The following is a 16,833-nucleotide window of genomic DNA, read 5'->3' on the forward strand; positions in this document are numbered from 1 at the left end:
CACGGCGCATGGCAGTCATTCACCGCACCACCATGTCCCCCGGCAAGCTCGAACTGATCGCCTCCTGGTTGCCGTCGAAGCCCTGGTACCGGGGCGGAGACGCACCGCTGCTCGCCAAGGCCGGCGGTTTCCGGCTCGACGACCCGGACGGCGAGGTCGGCATCGAGTTCATGGTCGTCACCGACACCTCGGGGGCCTCCCCCGTCACCTACCAGGTCCCGATGACCTACCGCGGGATGCCGCTGGCATCCGCCGCGGACGGCCTGATCGGCACGTCCGAGCACGGTGTGCTGGGACGTCGATGGATCTACGACGGGACCCACGACGTGGTCCTGGTCGAGCAGTTGCTCGCCCTGCTGGCGGGCCGTACCACCGCCCAGGACCAGAACGCGAGCGACGCCCCCGACCCGACGGTCGAGGTCCGTACCGGGGCGGCGGGGATGGCGCAGGACCTGACCGGCCCCGGGACCGTGACGGACACCGCCGACGCGAGCCTGGTCACGGTGGGCCCGGTGATGGACGAGGGCCCGGTGTCGACCCTGACCGTGTGCCGGGTGCTCCGTCCTGGTCGCGCACCCGAGGGCGACGGCTCAGCGGGACGGGTGCTGGCCGGCTGGTCCGCCCCGGACGGCGCCCGGCAGCACGGGCCGTTCGCCCACCTGGCCGCCTCCGACCGCTGACGCCGACGGCCGCCCGGGCCCGCTCGGGGCGGGACCGGGACGGCCGTCCGTGCTCAGTCGCGGTAGGTCTCGCCGCGCTCGGCCTTCTCCACGAGGGAGGCCGGCGGGGTGAACCGCTCGCCGTACGTTCCGGCGAGCTCACGGGCGCGTGCTACGAAGCCGGCGAGGCCGCCCTCGTAGCCGTTGATGTACTGGATCACGCCGCCGGTCCAGGCCGGGAAGCCGATGCCCATGATGGAGCCGATGTTGGCGTCGGCGATCGAGGTGAGGACGCCCTCGTCGAGGCAGCGGACGGTGTCCAGGGCCTCGGAGAAGAGCATCCGCTCCTTCATGTCCTCGAAGGGGACCTCGTGGCCCGGCTTGGCGAAGTGCTCGCGCAGGCCGGGCCAGATGCGGGTGCGCCTGCCCGACTCGTCGTACTCGTAGAAGCCTGCGCCGCCGCTGCGGCCGGGGCGGCCGAACTCGTCGACCATCCGGTCGATGACGGTGTCGGCGGGGTGCTCGGTCCACGCCCGGCCCTCCGCCTCGAAGGCCTTGCGGCTTTCGTTGCGGATCTTGCGCGGCAGCGTCAGGGTGAGCTCGTCCATCAGGGAGAGCACCTTGGCCGGGTAGCCGGCCTGGGCGGCGGCCTGCTCGATCGACGCGGGCTCGACGCCCTCGCCGACCATCGCCACGCCTTCGTTGATGAACTGGCCGATGACGCGCGAGGTGAAGAAGCCGCGCGAGTCGTTGACCACGATCGGGGTCTTGTTGATCTGGCGGACCAGGTCGAAGGCGCGGGCGATGGCCTCGTCGCCGGTCTGCGCCCCCTTGATGATCTCGACGAGCGGCATCTTGTCGACGGGCGAGAAGAAATGCAGTCCGATGAAGTCGGCGGGCCGCTCCACGCCCTCGGCGAGCCCGGTGATGGGCAGGGTCGAGGTGTTGGAGCACAGGAGCGCGTCGGGCGCGATGACGTCCTGGACCTCCTGGAACACCTTGTGCTTGAGGGCGGTGTCCTCGAAGACGGCCTCGATGACGGCGTCGCAGCCCGCCAGGTCGGCCGCGTCGGCGGTCGGGGTGATCCGGGCGAGCAGCTCGGCGCGCCCCGCCTCGGTGGTCCGGCCGCGGGACAGCGCCTTGTCGAGCAGCTTCTCGGAGTACGCCTTGCCCTTCGCGGCGGCCTCGGCGGTGACGTCCTTGAGGACCACCTCGATGCCGGCGCGGGCGCAGGAGTAGGCGATGCCGGCGCCCATCATGCCGGCGCCGAGGACGGCGACCTTGCGGACCTGCCGCGGCTCGACGCCCTGCGGGCGGCTGCGGCCGGCGTTGACGGCCTGGAGGTCGAAGAAGAACGCCTGGATCATGTTCTTGGCGGTCTGTCCGGTGACCAGCTCGGTGAAGTAGCGGGCCTCGATGGTCAGCGCCGTCTCGAAGTCCACCTGGGAGCCCTCGACGGCGCAGGCCAGGATGTTGCGCGGCGCCGGGTACGGGGCCCCGTTCAACTGCTTCTTCAGGTTGGCCGGGAAGGCCGGGAGGTTCGCGGCGAAGCGCGGGTTGGACGGCGTGCCGCCGGGGATCTTGTAGCCGGGTACGTCCCAGGGCTGCTGCGACTCGGGGTGGGCGTCGATGAACGCGCGGGCCTTGGCCAGCATCTCCTCGGACGTGGCGGCCAGTTCGTGCACGAGGCCGTTGTCCAGTGCGCGCTGGGGGGTGTACTGGGTGCCCTGGAGCAGCACCTTGAGCAGCGCGTCGGCGATGCCCATCAGGCGCACGGTACGGGTGACGCCGCCGCCCGCCGGGAGGAGGCCGAGGGTGACCTCGGGCAGGCCGATCTTGGAGCCTGGCGCGTCCAGGGCGACGCGGTGGTGGGAGGCGAGGGCGATCTCGTAGCCGCCGCCCAGGGCCGCTCCGTTGATGGCGGCGACGACGGGCTTGCCGAGGGTCTCGATGCGGCGAAGGGACCGCTTGATCTCGGTGCCGGTGTCGAAGGCGAGCTGCGCGTGCTCGGGGCGCAGCCTGATCATGTCCTTGAGGTCGCCGCCGGCGAAGAAGGTCTTCTTCGCGGAGGTGTAGATGATGCCGCGGATGGAGTCCTTCTCGGCCTCGGCGCGGTCGGCGACCGCGGCGATGGAGTCCTTGAAGGCCTGGTTCATCGTGTTGGCGGACTGGCCCGGGTCGTCGAGGATCAGGGTGACGACGCCGGTCTCGTCCTGTTCCCAGCGGATCGTGGTGGACTCGCTCATGTTCGCTACTTCCGTGTCGGAGGGGTCGGGGGAGACAGGACGGTTCAGAGGCGTTCGACGATGGTGGCGACGCCCATGCCGCCGCCGACGCAGAGGGTGACGAGGCCGTAGCGCTTGTCCTGGCGCTCCAGCTCGTCGACGATCGTGCCGAGGATCATCGCGCCGGTGGCGCCGAGCGGGTGGCCCAGCGCGATGGCGCCGCCGTTGACGTTGACCTTGTCGAGGGAGAGGCCCATGTCCTTGACGAAGCGCAGCACGACTCCGGCGAAGGCCTCGTTGATCTCGACCAGGTCGATGTCGTCGATGGTCAGGCCGGCCTTGGCGAGGGCCTTGTGGGTGGCCGGGGCGGGCCCGGTGAGCATGATGGTGGGCTCGGAGCCGGAGACGGCCGCCGAGACGATGCGGGCGCGCGGGGTGAGGCCGCCCCGCTCCCCCGCCTCGCGGGAGCCGATGGCGACGAGCGAGGCGCCGTCGACGATGCCGGAGGAGTTGCCCGCGTGGTGGACGTGGTCGATCTTCTCGATCCAGTGGTACTTCTGGAGGGCGACGGCGTCGAAGCCGCCGAGCTCGCCGATGTCCGCGAAGGACGGCTTGAGCTTGGCGAGGGTGTCGGCGGTGGTCCCCGGACGGACGAACTCGTCGTGGTCCAGGACGACCAGGCCGTTGCGGTCGGTGACCGGGACGACGGACTTCGCGAAGCGGCCGTCCTTGATCGCGGCGGCGGCGCGCTCCTGGGAGAGGGCCGCGTACTCGTCGACGTCGCGCCGGGAGAAGCCCTCGATGGTGGCGATCAGGTCGGCGCCGATGCCCTGCGGGACGAAGCCGGTGTCCCAGTTGGTCATCGGGTCGGCGAACCAGGCGCCGCCGTCCGAGGCCATCGGTACCCGGGACATGGACTCCACGCCGCCCGCCAGGACCAGGTCCTCCCAGCCGGAACGGACCTTCGCGGCGGCCAGGTTGACGGCTTCCAGGCCGGAGGCGCAGAACCGGTTCTCCTGTACGCCGGCCACCGTGTCCGGGAGCCCGGCCGCGATGGCCGCGATACGGGCGATGTCGGAGCCCTGGTCGCCGACCGGGCCGACGACGCCGAGCACGATGTCGTCGATGGTGGCGGGGTCCAGACCGGGGTTGCGCTCGCGCAGGGCGTCGATGAGTCCGACGACGAGGTCGATCGGCTTGGTGCCGTGCAGGGCGCCATTGGCCTTGCCGCGGCCGCGCGGGGTGCGGATCGCGTCGTATACGTAAGCTTCGGTGCTCACTGGTCAAGCCTTTCGGTGTGCTGGAAGGTCCTGGGAAGGTCCTCGGGGGGGGGCCGCGGGGAAAGGTTCGGCCGGGGGGCGGCCGGGGGGGGCGGCCGGGGCTCCGGCCGACGGGGTCAGCTGAGGAGGGACCGGCCGATGATCTCCTTCATGATCTCGGTCGTACCGCCGTAGATGGTCTGGATCCGGCCGTCGGTGAAGGCCCTCGCCACCCGGTACTCGGTCATGTATCCGTAGCCGCCGTGGAGCTGCAGACAGCGGTCCGCCACGCGCTTTTGCAGTTCGGTGGCCCACCACTTGGCCATCGAGGCGTGCACGTGGTCCAGCTCGCCGTTCGCGTGGTCGGTGATGCACCGGTCGAGGAAGGTCCGGGTGACGGCGACCTCGGTGGCCATCTCCGCGATCTCGAACCGGATGTGCTGGAGCTTGGACAGCGGACGCCCGAAGGCCTCGCGCTCCTTCACGTACTGGGTGGTGATCTCCAGCAGGTACTCGGCGGCGGCGATCCCGGCCATCGCGATGCCCATCCGCTCCTGCGCCAGATTGGTCATCAGGTGGACGAAGGCGCCGTTCAGTTCGCCGAGCAGGTTCTCCTTCGGGACGCGCACGTCGTGGAAGAACAGCTCGGCGGTGTCCTGTGCCTTCTGGCCGATCTTGTCGAGGTTGCGGCCGCGCTCGAAGCCCTCCGCGCCGCGCTCGACGACCAGCAGCGACAGGCCGTGCGCCCCGCCCTCGGGGGTGGTCTTGGCGACCACGATCACCAGGTCGGCGAGGATGCCGTTGGAGATGAAGGTCTTGGAGCCGTTCAGCACCCAGTGGTCGCCGCGGTCCTCGGCGGTGGTCCGGATCCCCTGGAGGTCGGAGCCCGCCCCCGGCTCGGTCATCGCTATGGCGGTGATGGTCTCGCCGGAGCAGAAGCCGGGCAGCCAGCGGCGCTTCTGCTCCTCGGTGGCGAGCGAGGTCAGGTACGGCCCGATGATGTCGTTGTGCAGGCCGATGGCGAGTCCGGGGGCGCCCGCCCTGGTGAACTCCTCGGCGATGACGGCGGCGTAGCGGAAGTCGGTGTTCCCGCCGCCGCCGTACTCCTCCGGGACGGCGAGCCCGAGCAGCCCCTGGCGGCCGGCGGCCCGCCACGCCTCGCGGCTGACAATGCCGTCCTTCTCCCACTGCTCGTAGTGCGGCAGCACCTCCTTGGCGAGGAAGGTGCGGACGGTCTCGCGGAACGCCTCGTGGTCGGCGTCGAAGATCCGGCGCTTCATCGGACGGCTCGCTGCATCGGAAGGCTCCTTAGGGCCGGTTAAAGCCAGTTCTTGACGGTTTCGACCAGCCGGGCGGGCTCGGGGCCGACAGGTGTGACGTTGAGCATGGTGACGCCCGCCTCGCGGAAGGCCTCGACACGCTCGCGTACGTAGCCCTCGGGCCCGCACAGGGTCATCAGCTCGCAGAACTCCTCCGGCACGGCCGCCGCGGCGTCGCGCGTGCGTCCGGCGAGGTAGAGCTCCTGGATCCGGCGGGCAGCGTCCCCGTAGCCGTAGGCGACGGCGAGGTCGTTGTAGAAGTTCTTGCCGACCGCGCCCATGCCGCCGACGTACAGCGCGATCTGCGGGCGGGCGCGTTCGCGTACGGCGGCCGCGTCCTCGCCGATGGCGAGCAGGCCGCCCGCGACGGTCTGGAGCGGGCCGAGTTCCGGCGCGCGCTTCGCCGCGCCCTCGGCGAGCGGGCCGCCCCACACGGCGGCGGCCTTCTCGGGGAGGAAGAGCGTGGGCAGCCAGCCGTCCGCGATCTCGGCGGTCAGCGTGACGTTCGCCGGGCCGAGGGAGGCGATGTAGACGGGGATGGCGTCGCGCACCGGCCGGGTGAGGATCTTCAACGGCTTGCCGTGCCGGCCGCCCTTGTCGGGCGGCAGCGGCATGTCCGTGATGCCGTGGTGGTCGATCGTCTCCCGGCGCCAGATGCGCCGGCACAGCTCGACGGTCTCGCGGGTGCGGCCGAGCGGCTTGTCGTACGGCTTCCCGTGCCAGCCCTCGACGACCTGCGGGCCGGAGGCGCCGAGGCCGAGGAGCGCCCGGCCGCCCGAGAGGGCGTCCAGTCCGGCGGCCGTCTGCGCGATGAGGCCGGGGGTGCGCGAGTAGACGTTCATGATCGCCGAGCCGATCTTCAGCCGCTCGGTGCGGGCGGCGAGGTAGCCCATGATCGTCGGGGAGTCGAAGCCCCAGGCCTCGGCCACCCACACGGCGTCGAGTCCGGCGGACTCCAGCGCGGCGGCCTCGTCGGCGGCCCGGCGCGGGTCCCCCGCGTAGTCGAGCATCATCGACAGTTCCATCGGTCAGCCGTCCTTTCCGAGCAGGGCCGGTACGTCCCAGTCGGCGGCCACCGACTCGGTGTGCGCTCCGGGTCGGGCGGGGCCGCCCGTGACGGACACCGGGGTCGCGGAGAACCGCGGGGCGGGGGCGGGCTGCACGATCCCGCCGAAGTCGGTGAAGGTCCCCCGGGCGGCGAGGTGGGGGTGGCCGGGGGCCTCGCGCAGGGAGAGCACGGGCGCCACGCAGGCGTCGGTGCCCTCGAACACCGCCGTCCACTGCGCGCGCGTACGGGTCCGGAAGCGTGCGGCGACGGCCTCGCGCAGCTCGCCCCAGCGGGCGGGGTCCTTGCGGGCCGGCGCCCCGTCCCCGATGCCCAGGAGCTGCGTGAAGGTGTCGTAGAACTGCTGCTCCAGCGCGCCGACCGCCATGTACCCGCCGTCGGAGGTCTCGTAGGTGCCGTAGAAGGGGCAACCGCCGTCGAGGAGGTTGGCGCCGCGGCGGTCCTGCCAGCCGCCCGCCGCCATCATGCCGTGGATCATGGCGGTGAGGTGGGCGGTGCCGTCGACGATGGCCGCGTCGACGACCTGGCCGGTGCCGGTGGTCCGGGCGTGCTGGAGGGCGGCGAGGACGCCGATCACCAGGTAGAGCGAACCTCCCGCGTAGTCCCCCACCAGGTTGGCCGGGACCGCCGGGGGCTCTCCCGGGTTGCCGATCATGCCGAGGGCCCCGGTGACGGCGATGTAGGCGATGTCGTGGCCGGCGGTGTGCGCGAGCGGGCCCTCCTGTCCCCAACCGGTCATCCGCCCGTAGACGAGGCGGGGGTTGCGGGCGTGGCACTCGGCCGGGCCCACGCCGAGCCGCTCGGCGACCCCGGGGCGGAAGCCCTCGACGAGGACGTCGGCGCGCTCGACCAGGTCCAGGACGCGGGCGGGCCCGTCGGCGGACTTGAGGTCGACCAGGACGGAGCGCTTGCCGCGGTTGGTGATGTCGTAGGCGGGATCGACCGCGAGTGCGCCCCCGCCGGGCCGGTCCACCCGTACGACGTCCGCTCCCAGGTCGGCGAGGAGCATGGCGGCGAAGGGTCCGGGGCCGATGCCGGCCAGCTCGACGACGCGCACTCCGGCGAGCGGGCCGCGGCCGCGGGCCGTCCCGGTGCCGGCTCCCGCTCCGGCCGCGCTCCCGGTCCCGTTCCCTGTCACTGCCATCGAGCCCCCAGCGTCTGCGGTGTGCTTGGTCTGCCTCGTGTGCCTGGTGTGCGACTGTGTGACACAACTGATGTAACACCGGTGATGCTAGGAACGTGTTCCACCGAGCACAAGCCCCCTGGCCGGGCTCCGCCGGGATCGGCCGGCTTTGGCGGATCCGGCCCCTCGGAACGGCGGTGAGATCCAGGGGCGGCCCCCCTGATGGATCGTCCCGGGACTCTGTACTCTGAACACGCTTTCGAGCTGATCAAGCGTTCAATCAGATAAATGGGGGACCGGTGCGTCGTCGCCGTCTTGTAATCTCCGCTGCCGCCATCGCGGCGGGCGTTGGCCTCATCCCGGGCGTGGCCCAGGCGGACCCGGTCAAGCCGGACGCGCGCGGCACCACGAAGCCGGACCTGGAGCTGGGCAAGGACGCCAAGGCCAAGGGCCACGCCTTCAGCAGCCCCGCGGACCGCTCGGTCCGCACGGCCCTGCCGACTGCCAAGACGGGTGCGGCCGCCGCCCCGCAGGCCCAGTCTGTCGCCGCCAACGCGGACCTCGCGGTCGGCGTGACGGCCTACGGCACGTCGGCGCACGGGACCGAGGTGGAAACCACCGTCACGAGCGCGGACACCGCGCTCAAGGTCACCATCGCCTGGGGCGACGGGAAGTCGGACGTCTTCGACGCCTTCGGCTCCGACATCCGGTCCACGACCCACACCTACGCCGAGGTCGGCTCCTACACGGTCAAGGTCACCGTGACCGACGCCGCGAACAACGTCTCGGCCGTCAACCAGGTCACGTTCGTCACCGACGGCTCGGACTTCACCCCGTACGCCCCGACCCGTCTGCTGGACACCCGCAACGGCACCGGCGCGCCGATGGGCATGGTCCAGCCGTACAGCTCGACCCGCGTGAAGGTCGGCGGCAACGGCGGGATCCCGGCCGGCGTCACGGCCGTGGTCCTCAACGTCACGGTCACCAACACCTCCGCCGACGGCCACATCACGGCCTTCCCCGAGGGCACCGAGCGTCCGACCACGTCGAACGTCAACTACAAGGCCCGTCAGACCGTCCCGAACCTGGTCATCGTGCCGGTCGGCAAGAACGGCTACGTCGAGATCGCCAACCGCGGCGGCATGCCGGTCGACCTGATCGCCGACGTCACGGGCTTCTTCTCCAAGACCGCCTCCAGCGGTTACACCCCGGTCACCCCGGCCCGTTTCGTCGACACCCGCGACGGCCTCGGCACGGTGAAGGGCCAGCTCGGCGGCCGCAAGACCTTCTCCACCCAGATCAGCGGCCTGCGCGGCGTGCCCCAGGGCATCAGCGCCGTCGCGCTGAACGTGACGGTCACCAACCCGAAGGAAGCCGGCCACCTGTCGGTCTTCCCGGGCGGCGGCGCCACCCCGACCGCGTCGAACCTGAACTTCACCGCGGGCCAGACCATCGCCAACTCGGTGATCGTCCCCGTCGGCCAGGACGGCAAGATCAGCGTCTTCAACGGCGCCTGGGCGGGCGCCGACGTCGTCGTGGACGTCGTCGGCTACTACAGCACCGACAGCACGAGCGCCTTCCTGCCGCTCTCGCCGGAGCGCCTGGTCGACACCCGTGACCCCCAGGACCCGGTCTACGGGAAGCTGTGGGGCCAGAGCTACATCTACATGCCGATGTCCTACGACGACCCGAGCATCACGGGCTTCGTGCTGAACTCCACGGTCACCAACCCGGAGGGCGACGGGTACCTCACGGTCACCCCGGACCCGAACTCGATCGACGACTACATCAACGAGACGGCCGCCTGGCCGACGCCGCCGAACTCCTCCAACCTGAACTGGAAGAAGGGCGACACCGTCCCGAACCTGGTCCAGGCGAGCACCGGCAGCAACGGCATCATCGACCTCTGGAACCGGGGCTGGGACGACGTCGACCTGATCGTCGACCTCTTCGGCCTCTACCAGCAGGGCTGATCCACCGCAGGTGGACCCCACGGCGCCCCGGGCGCGGCCGCACGGCCGCTCCCGGGGCGCCGCCGTCGTGGCGGGGCCGGTTCTCGGCACGTGCCGACCACCTGCCCGCGCGAACGGCCGGGTACCGCACTAGCCTCGGCCACCGACACCCACTCGCCAGGAGCGCTCATGAACGCAGGGGTCCCGCAGGACCGACCGCAACGTGCCTACGACGTCGTCCTCTTCGGCGCCACCGGGTTCGTCGGCGCACTGACCGCCGAATACCTCGCCGAGCACGCGCCCGCCGGCTGCCGGTGGGCCCTCGCCGGCCGTGACCTCGCGAAGCTGGAGCGGCTGCGCGAGCGGCTGGCCGCGATCGACCCCGGGTGCGCGACGCTGCCGCTGCTGCGGGCCGACGCCCGGGACGCCGCGGCCGTACGCGAACTGGCCGCGTCCACCCGGGTACTGGCCACGACCGTGGGCCCGTACATCTGGTACGGGGCCGAGCTCGTGGCCGCCTGCGCCGAGGCCGGCACCGACTACGTGGACCTCACCGGCGAGCCGGAGTTCGTGGACCGGATGTACGTGGAGCACGACGCGCGGGCCCGCGAGAGCGGGGCCCGGCTGGTGCACGCCTGCGGCTTCGACTCGATCCCGGCCGACCTCGGCGCGTACTTCACGGTCCGGCAGCTGCCGGAGGGGGTCCCGCTGACGGTCGACGGGTTCATGCGGTCCAACGCGTTCTTCTCCGGCGGGACCCTGGCCTCCGCGCTGACCGCGCTGGGCCGCGGCGCCCAGACCCTGGCGGCCGGGCACGTCCGCCGCCTGCACGAGCCGCGGCTGCTGGGGCGGCGGGCCCGCGGGCCGCTGGGCGCGCCCCGGTTCAGCCGAGAGACCGGCACGTGGGCACTGCCGCTGCCGTCGCTGGACCCGCGGATCGTGACGCGGTCGGCGGCCGCGCTGGAGCGCTACGGCCCGGACTTCCGCTACCGGCACTACGCCTCCGTCAAGCACCTGCCCGTCGCGGTGGGCGGTACGGCGGCGGTGGGCGCGACGGCGGCCCTGGCCCAGGTGCCGCCGGTCCGGCGCTGGCTGATGAACCGCTGGGAGCCGGGCCGGGGGCCGGACGCGGAGCGGCGCGCGCGCAGCTGGTTCACCGTGCGGTTCGTGGGCGAGGGCGGCGGCCGGCGCGTGCTCACCGAGGTGTCGGGCGGCGACCCGGGCTACGGGGAGACCGCGAAGATGCTGGCGGAGTCGGCCCTGTGCCTGGCCCACGACGCCCTGCCGGAGTCCGCCGGCCAGGTGACGACGGCCGTGGCGATGGGCGACGCCCTGATCCACCGCCTCCAGAAGGCGGGGATCACCTTCCGGGTGGCTGACGCCCGCTGACGGACCGGCCGGCTCAGGAGGCCTCGCGCAGCGCCCTGCGGCACAGGGAGTCGGCGTGGCGGGTGGTCTCCGGGATGCGGAAGCGGGGGCTCAGGGCCAGGGCGTGCGCGCAGGCGTTGTCGAGCGACACCTTGTGTCCGACGGATACGTACACCGGCTTGGTCCCGTCCTGCGTCCGCAGGGCCCGTCCGACCTCGGCCCCGTCGGCGGCGCGCAGCGCGGCGGCGTCGCCCCGCCGGGTACCCGGTTCCTCGTAGGTGAAGGTGAACGGGTTCTTCGCGACGCCGATGGACGGGAGCCCGGTGACCACTCCGAGGTGGCAGGCGAGGCCGAAGCCGCGGGGGTGGGCGAGGCCGTAGCCGTCGCAGACCACGAGGCCCGGCTCGACGGTCAGGGCGTCGAGGGCGGCCAGTACGGTCGGCAGCTCGCGGAAGGCGAGCAGCCCGGGCACGTAGGGGAAGCTGACGTGCCCGACGGCGGTGGCCTCCTGGACGACTTCCAGGGTGGCGGCGTCGAGCACCACGGCCGCGGCGGCGACCAGGTCGCGGGTGTCGTCGTAGGCGACGTCCACTCCGGTCACGAGCCCGTGCCCGGGTGGGGGTCCGGGCTCGGTGAGCACGACGCGATGGCGCAGTTCGTCCTGTATCGCCCGGGCCTCGGCCTCGTCGGCGGGGGTCTTCACACTCGTCATGAGGAGCGAGAGTAGCCTGGCGATCATGTTCGTCATGGAGCTCAACTACACCGCGCCCATCGAAGCCGTCGAGGACGAGCTGGACGCCCACCTCGCCTGGCTGGACGGCTACTACGCCTCCGGCGTCTTCCTGGCGTCGGGGCGCAAGGTCCCGCGCGACGGGGGCCTCATCCTCGCGGGAGGGGTGTCCCGGGCAGAGATCGAGAGGATCGCGGCCGAGGACCCCTTCACGGTCGCGGGCGTGTGCGAATACCGCATCACCGAGTTCATCGCCACGAAGACGTCGGCGGACCTGGCGGCGGTGCGGGAGAACCCGGTCGTCTAGGGAGTGTCGTCGAAGTGGCGTCGGCCGCCCGAAGGGCGCCGGCCAGGCGGGACTTTGACGACACGACCCAGGAAGTCCGCGGGGCGTCACCGGACCGTCAGGGCCGCCGGTCAGCGGCGTTCGAGCCGCGCCACCCTGCCCTTCTCCCCCGCCGCCCAGCATCCCGTGTCGGCCGCGCAGTCGACCGTGTCGAAGGATCCCTCGTCCAGCGGCCGCCAGGTGCGGCCCCCGTCCGTCGTCACGTCCGTACCCGTGGGCCCGACCGCGAGGGCCGTCCCGCCGCTGTACGGGTACCAGGCGGCGCCGGACCGGTAGGCCGGCGGCGGTGTCGTCGCCTGGCGCCAGCTGCGTCCTCCGTCCGAGGACACGGCGGCGGCCTGCGGGGAGGCCTGCCCGGTGCGGTAGTCGCCGCCCACGGCGAGGCCCCTCGTACGGTCCCGGAAGGCGAGGGCGAAGACCCCTCGCGCCGGGTCGCCCGCCGGAACGGTGGATTCGGCCACCCGCCAGGTCCGGCCACGGTCCGCGGAGTGCAGGACCCGCGCGCTCGCCCCGCCCCCGGTGGCCAGCCAGACGTCGCGCGGGCCGGCGCTGACCAGGCACTGGCCGCTCGCCGCGAAGCCCGCCTCGCCCGGGAGCGCCTCGGGCATGCCGTCGCCGGGCAGCACCCGCCAGTGCCGCCCGCCGTCGTCCGTGGACAGGATGCGGAACTTCCCGTCCACCGGGTCGCTCATGGCCAGCCCGTGCCGGGCGTCGAAGAACGTGAGGCAGTCGTAGAAGGCACGCGGGTCGGGGTTGCGGAAGGTCTCGGTCCAGGTGGCGCCGCCGTCTTCGGTGCGCAGCACCCTGGAGGCCTCGCCCTCGCCGATGGACAGGGCCACCGCGCGTCGCGCGTCGAACGCCTCGATGTCGCGCAGTTCCAGTCCCTCCGCGACGGCGCCGGGCGGCGAGACGTCCTGCCAGCTGCGGCCGCCGTCGAGCGTGCGCAGCACGGTGCCTTTGGAGCCGGCCACCCAGGCCGTGCTCCGGCTGACGGCGGAGAGTCCCCGGAAGCGGGCGGTCTTCCCGGTCTCCTTGAGGGCCCAGCCGGCGGCCCGCAGGTCCTGCCCCCGGCCGGCCGCCGGCTCCGCGTCGGGGTCCGCGGCGGCGTGGGCGGGTCCGGTGAGAACCCCCACGGCCAGGATTGCCGCGGACATGCCAATTCCAGCATCCAGAAGTCTCATGGCGCCGGAAGCTAACGCACACCGGATCCGCCGTCCAGAGGGCGTCCGACCGGGCGTTGCGCCGGTGGAGTGAGCGACAACCGGCCCTTCTGCGGCACCTCCCGCCCCTGCGCGGCGCACCGGCCTACCTTCGGCCACTTCCGCCCACCCGGTCACTCTGTGCGATCACACAGGCGGCTTCCGGCCAGTCGGTGACACAGCTCACTCACATGCCCATGCACGGATTTGCCGATTCCGGCGTCTATCGGGTTGCCGGGCCCCAGCCCACAGTCCGGCAGCAGATCCGCCGCAAGGGAGTGAGCCTTGATCACTGTCATCGAGCAGGCCGCGCAGGCCCGTCTGGTCGCCACCGCGCCGAAGGTCGAGAGCGTTCCCGTCACACTCTGTTACGACCGGGCGGATCCCTTCGCTGTGCGCATGGCCTTCCCCGCCCCGGCCACGCTGGAGGGCGTCGAGGTCTCGTGGACCTTCTCCCGCGAGCTGCTGGAGTCCGGCCTTGACCGCCCGTCGGGCTGCGGTGACGTACGCGTACGGCCCTACGACGGGGACCGGACCACGATCGAGTTCCACGCGGTGGAGGGGGTCGCGATCGTGCTGATGCTGACGGCCGAGCTGCACCGGTTCCTGGAGCGGGCGGCGGCCGTCGTCCCGCCCGGTCTGGAGCACCTCTACCTCGACATGGACCACAGCCTCGCCGAGCTGATGCGCGACACCTGCTGATCGCCCGCCGTAAATCGTTTGCGGGCGGTCGGCGCCGCCCGTAGCTTCGAAGACGCCCCATCCCCGTCGAACGGAGCAGGACGTTGCTCTTCTGAGGTCCGAGACACCGACCACCGCGACCATCGCGAAACCCGCGACCGTCAACACCACCGTGATCCCGTATCACCGTCACGGTCGCTGATCCGAGCGTCGGCTGTCTCCCCGCGTTGCACGCACCACTCACGCAACCTGGAGGCCTCCATGAGTCACGCCCCTGCTTTCATCACCTGCTCCGCCCTCTCCTTCGACTGGCCCGACGGCACTCCCGTGTTCGACGGGTTCCAGCTGGCCGTCGGCCCCGGCCGCACCGGTCTGATCGGACTCAACGGGAGTGGCAAGTCCACCCTGTTGAAACTGATCGCCGGTGAACTGAAGCCTTCCGAGGGCCAGTCGTCCGTCGCCGGCACGGTCGGCCACCTCCCCCAGACCGTCACCCTCGACACTGCACTGCGCGTGGACGAGGCACTGGGCATCCGCACCACCCGCGCCGCACTCCACGCCATCGAGGCGGGCGAGGCCACCGAGGCGAACTTCGCCGCCGTGGGCGACGACTGGGACGTGGAGGAGCGGGCCCTGGCCACGCTCGACCAGCTGGGTCTCGCCCGGATCGGCCTGGACCGCACCGTCGGTGAGCTCTCGGGCGGCGAGTCCGTCCTGCTGCGCCTGGCCGCACTGCTGCTCGCGCGGCCCGACGTCCTGCTGCTGGACGAGCCCACCAACAACCTCGACCTGCGCGCCCGGCGCCGCCTCTACGCGGCCGTCGAGTCCTGGTCCGGGGTGATGCTCCTGGTGAGCCACGACCGAGAGCTGCTGGAACGGGTCGACCAGATCGCCGATCTGCGCGACGGCGAAGTCCGCTGGTACGGGGGGAACTTCAGCGACTACGAGGACATGCTCGCCGCCGAACAGGAGGCGGCCGAGCGGATGGTCCGGGTCGCGGAGGCCGACGTACAGCGACAGAAGCGCGAACTGGCCGACGCGCAGGTCAAATTGGCGCGGCGCAAGCGGTACGGCCAGAAGATGTTCGAGAACAAGCGCGAGCCGAAGATCGTGATGGGCGCGCGCAAGCGTGCGGCGCAGGAATCGGCCGGCAAGCACCGGATCATGCACACCGAGAAGTTGGCCCAGGCGAAGGAGCGGCTGGACCAGGCGGTGGAGGCGGTCCGCGACGACGCCGAGATCCGCATCCAACTGCCCGCCACCCTGGTACCGCCCGGGCGGCGCGTCCTGACCCTCAGCGATCTGCGCCTGCCCCACGGGGCCGCCGTACCGGGCGAGTGGGAGCTGCGGGGCCCGGAGCGGATCGCCCTCGTGGGCCGCAACGGCTCGGGGAAGACCACCCTGCTGCGCACGATCGCGGGGCAGCTCGCACCCGAGTCGGGGACCGCGGTGACCCATGTGACCACGCGGTTCCTGCCGCAGCGGCTGGACGTGCTGGACGAGGACAGCTCGGTCGTGGAGAACGTGGCGCGGTTCGCCCCGCAGGCCACGAACAACGTGATCCGGGCCCGCCTCGCGCACTTCCTCTTCCGGGGCGGGCGGGCGGACCGGCCGGCCGGCACCCTGTCGGGCGGCGAGCGGTTCCGGGCGGCGCTGGCGGCGCTGCTGCTGGCGGAGCCCGCCCCGCAGCTCCTCATGCTGGACGAGCCGACGAACAATCTCGACCTGTCGAGCGTGCGGCAGTTGACGGACGCCCTGGAGTCCTACCAGGGCGCGCTGCTGGTGGCCAGCCACGACGTGCCGTTCCTGGAGTCGATCGGCGTCACGCGCTGGCTGCTGCTGGACGGCGAGCTCCGGCCCACCACGGCCGAGGAGGTCCGGGAGGCGCTGTGGCACGGATAACCGCCTGACGGGGCACGCCACCGGCCCGCCGGGGGGACCGCACCCGGATCCCGGACATCGAATCGGGCCTGATCGGCATCAGCGCGGAGCGCGTCCGGGCCCTCGTCGGCCACTACGGCTGTCCGGACGCCGAGCTCGTGGACCTGCTCGCGGCGATGGCGCGGGAGCGGGGCACGGGGTGGTGGGCGCAGCACCGGGGGGACTGCCGCCCGCGCCGCGCACATACCGGGGCTGCTCCGGACCGGGGCGCACGCGCGGGCCGACTTCGGTGTCGCCGACCCGCCGCCGGCACCGCCCGAGCTCCGGGCCCGCCTCGCGCTGCGGACGGCACGCCGGCAGGTGTTCGCGCGCGGGAGCGGCCGCCGCTGCACGAGGCGCACGAGGCAGTGGTGCACGAGGCGGCGCTGCGGATGCGGTTCGGCGGGCCGGGGGTGTCCGGGAGCAGCTGGAGCACGTGCTCGCGCAGTCGGAGCGGGGGCACCGGACGATCCTGGCCATCCCGTTCAGCGCCGGGGGCTTCCCGGGGTCCGGGGGCTGCTGAAGCGGCTGCGCGCCCTGGCGCTGCCGGAGGCCGCCTCGCGCGATGCATCCGCACCGCCGTGCGGGACCTGCGACCTCTCGCGCAGACCGGAGAACGCCGTGAGCATCCCCGAGGCCGCCCCGAGGCCGCCCTGACGCCACTGCCGGTCGGACATCGCCCGGGCGGTGCCGTTCGGCAGCGAGGGCGCGGACTGCTTCCGCTTCGACCGGGACGCCGGCGGGCGGGCGCACATCGGAACGACGGGGTCCGCCGCGTGCGCATGCGACTCAGCCGACGCCCTCCGCGGCCGGTCGCGGCCGTCAAGGCGGGAGCGGCGGACCACCTGCTGGCGTGAATTTGCCCTTTCGCTGCCCCTCCTGAGCCCTCCCAAACTGTATAGATAACGGGATGTAACCAGACATACGCCCACCGGGGGCTTGGCTGGGCTTGATGTCGCGCTTAACCTACGACTCCGTAGGCTACG

General features: G+C 72.4%; 14 protein-coding genes. 7 read left to right on the forward strand and 7 right to left on the reverse strand.

Going from position 1 to position 16,833, the window contains the following annotated elements; genetic code table 11:
- Nucleotides 1–8 precede the first annotated feature (8 nt).
- Complete coding sequence (locus AB0F82_RS03300; protein ID WP_362623300.1) at nucleotides 9–680, forward strand: maltokinase N-terminal cap-like domain-containing protein; 672 nt, start codon at nucleotides 9–11, stop codon at nucleotides 678–680.
- Between the two features lie 53 nt (nucleotides 681–733).
- On the opposite strand, the gene AB0F82_RS03305 is transcribed toward AB0F82_RS03300, so the two are convergent.
- The 5 genes from AB0F82_RS03305 to AB0F82_RS03325 all read right to left on the reverse strand — a co-directional run bounded on the left by AB0F82_RS03305 (nucleotide 734) and on the right by AB0F82_RS03325 (nucleotide 7,672).
- Complete coding sequence (locus tag AB0F82_RS03305) at nucleotides 734–2,905, reverse strand: 3-hydroxyacyl-CoA dehydrogenase NAD-binding domain-containing protein (protein WP_362623303.1); 2,172 nt, start codon at nucleotides 2,903–2,905, stop codon at nucleotides 734–736.
- 44 nt (nucleotides 2,906–2,949) lie between these two features.
- The gene (locus tag AB0F82_RS03310; RefSeq protein WP_362623305.1) at nucleotides 2,950–4,164 is read right to left on the reverse strand and encodes an acetyl-CoA C-acetyltransferase; all 1,215 of its coding nucleotides are present in this window, start codon (nucleotides 4,162–4,164) and stop codon (nucleotides 2,950–2,952) included.
- A gap of 116 nt (nucleotides 4,165–4,280) precedes the next feature.
- Complete coding sequence (locus tag AB0F82_RS03315) at nucleotides 4,281–5,423, reverse strand: acyl-CoA dehydrogenase family protein (protein ID WP_362623308.1); 1,143 nt, start codon at nucleotides 5,421–5,423, stop codon at nucleotides 4,281–4,283.
- Nucleotides 5,424–5,461: 38 nt separating this feature from the next.
- Nucleotides 5,462–6,487: an LLM class F420-dependent oxidoreductase gene (locus tag AB0F82_RS03320; RefSeq protein ID WP_356811911.1), complete on the reverse strand. Its 1,026-nt coding sequence runs from the start codon at nucleotides 6,485–6,487 to the stop codon at nucleotides 5,462–5,464.
- Between the two features lie 3 nt (nucleotides 6,488–6,490).
- Nucleotides 6,491–7,672, reverse strand: a complete 1,182-nt coding sequence (locus tag AB0F82_RS03325; protein WP_362623311.1) for a CaiB/BaiF CoA transferase family protein — start codon at nucleotides 7,670–7,672, stop codon at nucleotides 6,491–6,493.
- Between the two features lie 344 nt (nucleotides 7,673–8,016).
- Here AB0F82_RS03325 and AB0F82_RS03330 point away from each other — a divergent pair, with 344 nt between their 5' ends.
- On the forward strand, nucleotides 8,017–9,624 hold the full coding sequence (locus AB0F82_RS03330) for a PKD domain-containing protein (RefSeq protein WP_356811909.1): 1,608 nt from the start codon (nucleotides 8,017–8,019) through the stop codon (nucleotides 9,622–9,624).
- Between the two features lie 168 nt (nucleotides 9,625–9,792).
- Entirely contained in the window at nucleotides 9,793–10,992 is a 1,200-nt protein-coding gene (locus AB0F82_RS03335) for a saccharopine dehydrogenase family protein (protein ID WP_362623315.1), read from the forward strand.
- Nucleotides 10,993–11,005: 13 nt separating this feature from the next.
- On the opposite strand, the gene AB0F82_RS03340 is transcribed toward AB0F82_RS03335, so the two are convergent.
- The gene (locus AB0F82_RS03340; RefSeq protein WP_356811907.1) at nucleotides 11,006–11,683 is read right to left on the reverse strand and encodes an endonuclease V; all 678 of its coding nucleotides are present in this window, start codon (nucleotides 11,681–11,683) and stop codon (nucleotides 11,006–11,008) included.
- 25 nt (nucleotides 11,684–11,708) lie between these two features.
- Between AB0F82_RS03340 and AB0F82_RS03345 the strand changes: the two genes are divergently transcribed.
- Entirely contained in the window at nucleotides 11,709–12,008 is a 300-nt protein-coding gene (locus AB0F82_RS03345) for a YciI family protein (RefSeq protein WP_356811947.1), read from the forward strand.
- Nucleotides 12,009–12,118: 110 nt separating this feature from the next.
- Here the strand turns inward: AB0F82_RS03345 and AB0F82_RS03350 are convergent, their stop codons facing one another.
- Nucleotides 12,119–13,201, reverse strand: coding sequence for a WD40/YVTN/BNR-like repeat-containing protein (locus AB0F82_RS03350; protein WP_390073871.1), 1,083 nt, complete (start codon nucleotides 13,199–13,201; stop codon nucleotides 12,119–12,121).
- 330 nt (nucleotides 13,202–13,531) lie between these two features.
- Between AB0F82_RS03350 and AB0F82_RS03355 the strand changes: the two genes are divergently transcribed.
- From AB0F82_RS03355 to AB0F82_RS03365, 3 genes are all read left to right on the forward strand, one after another.
- Nucleotides 13,532–13,948 carry an SsgA family sporulation/cell division regulator gene (locus AB0F82_RS03355; protein ID WP_356811905.1) on the forward strand — a complete coding sequence of 139 codons (417 nt, stop codon included), beginning with the start codon at nucleotides 13,532–13,534 and terminating at the stop codon, nucleotides 13,946–13,948.
- Between the two features lie 240 nt (nucleotides 13,949–14,188).
- Nucleotides 14,189–15,829, forward strand: a complete 1,641-nt coding sequence (locus AB0F82_RS03360) for an ABC-F family ATP-binding cassette domain-containing protein (protein ID WP_356811904.1) — start codon at nucleotides 14,189–14,191, stop codon at nucleotides 15,827–15,829.
- A 231-nt stretch (nucleotides 15,830–16,060) separates the two neighbouring features.
- Nucleotides 16,061–16,504 carry a hypothetical protein gene (locus AB0F82_RS03365; protein WP_362623443.1) on the forward strand — a complete coding sequence of 148 codons (444 nt, stop codon included), beginning with the start codon at nucleotides 16,061–16,063 and terminating at the stop codon, nucleotides 16,502–16,504.
- Nucleotides 16,505–16,833: the final 329 nt, after the last annotated feature.

The organism is Streptomyces virginiae (assembly GCF_040638905.1).
Lineage (GTDB): Bacteria > Actinomycetota > Actinomycetes > Streptomycetales > Streptomycetaceae > Streptomyces > Streptomyces virginiae_B.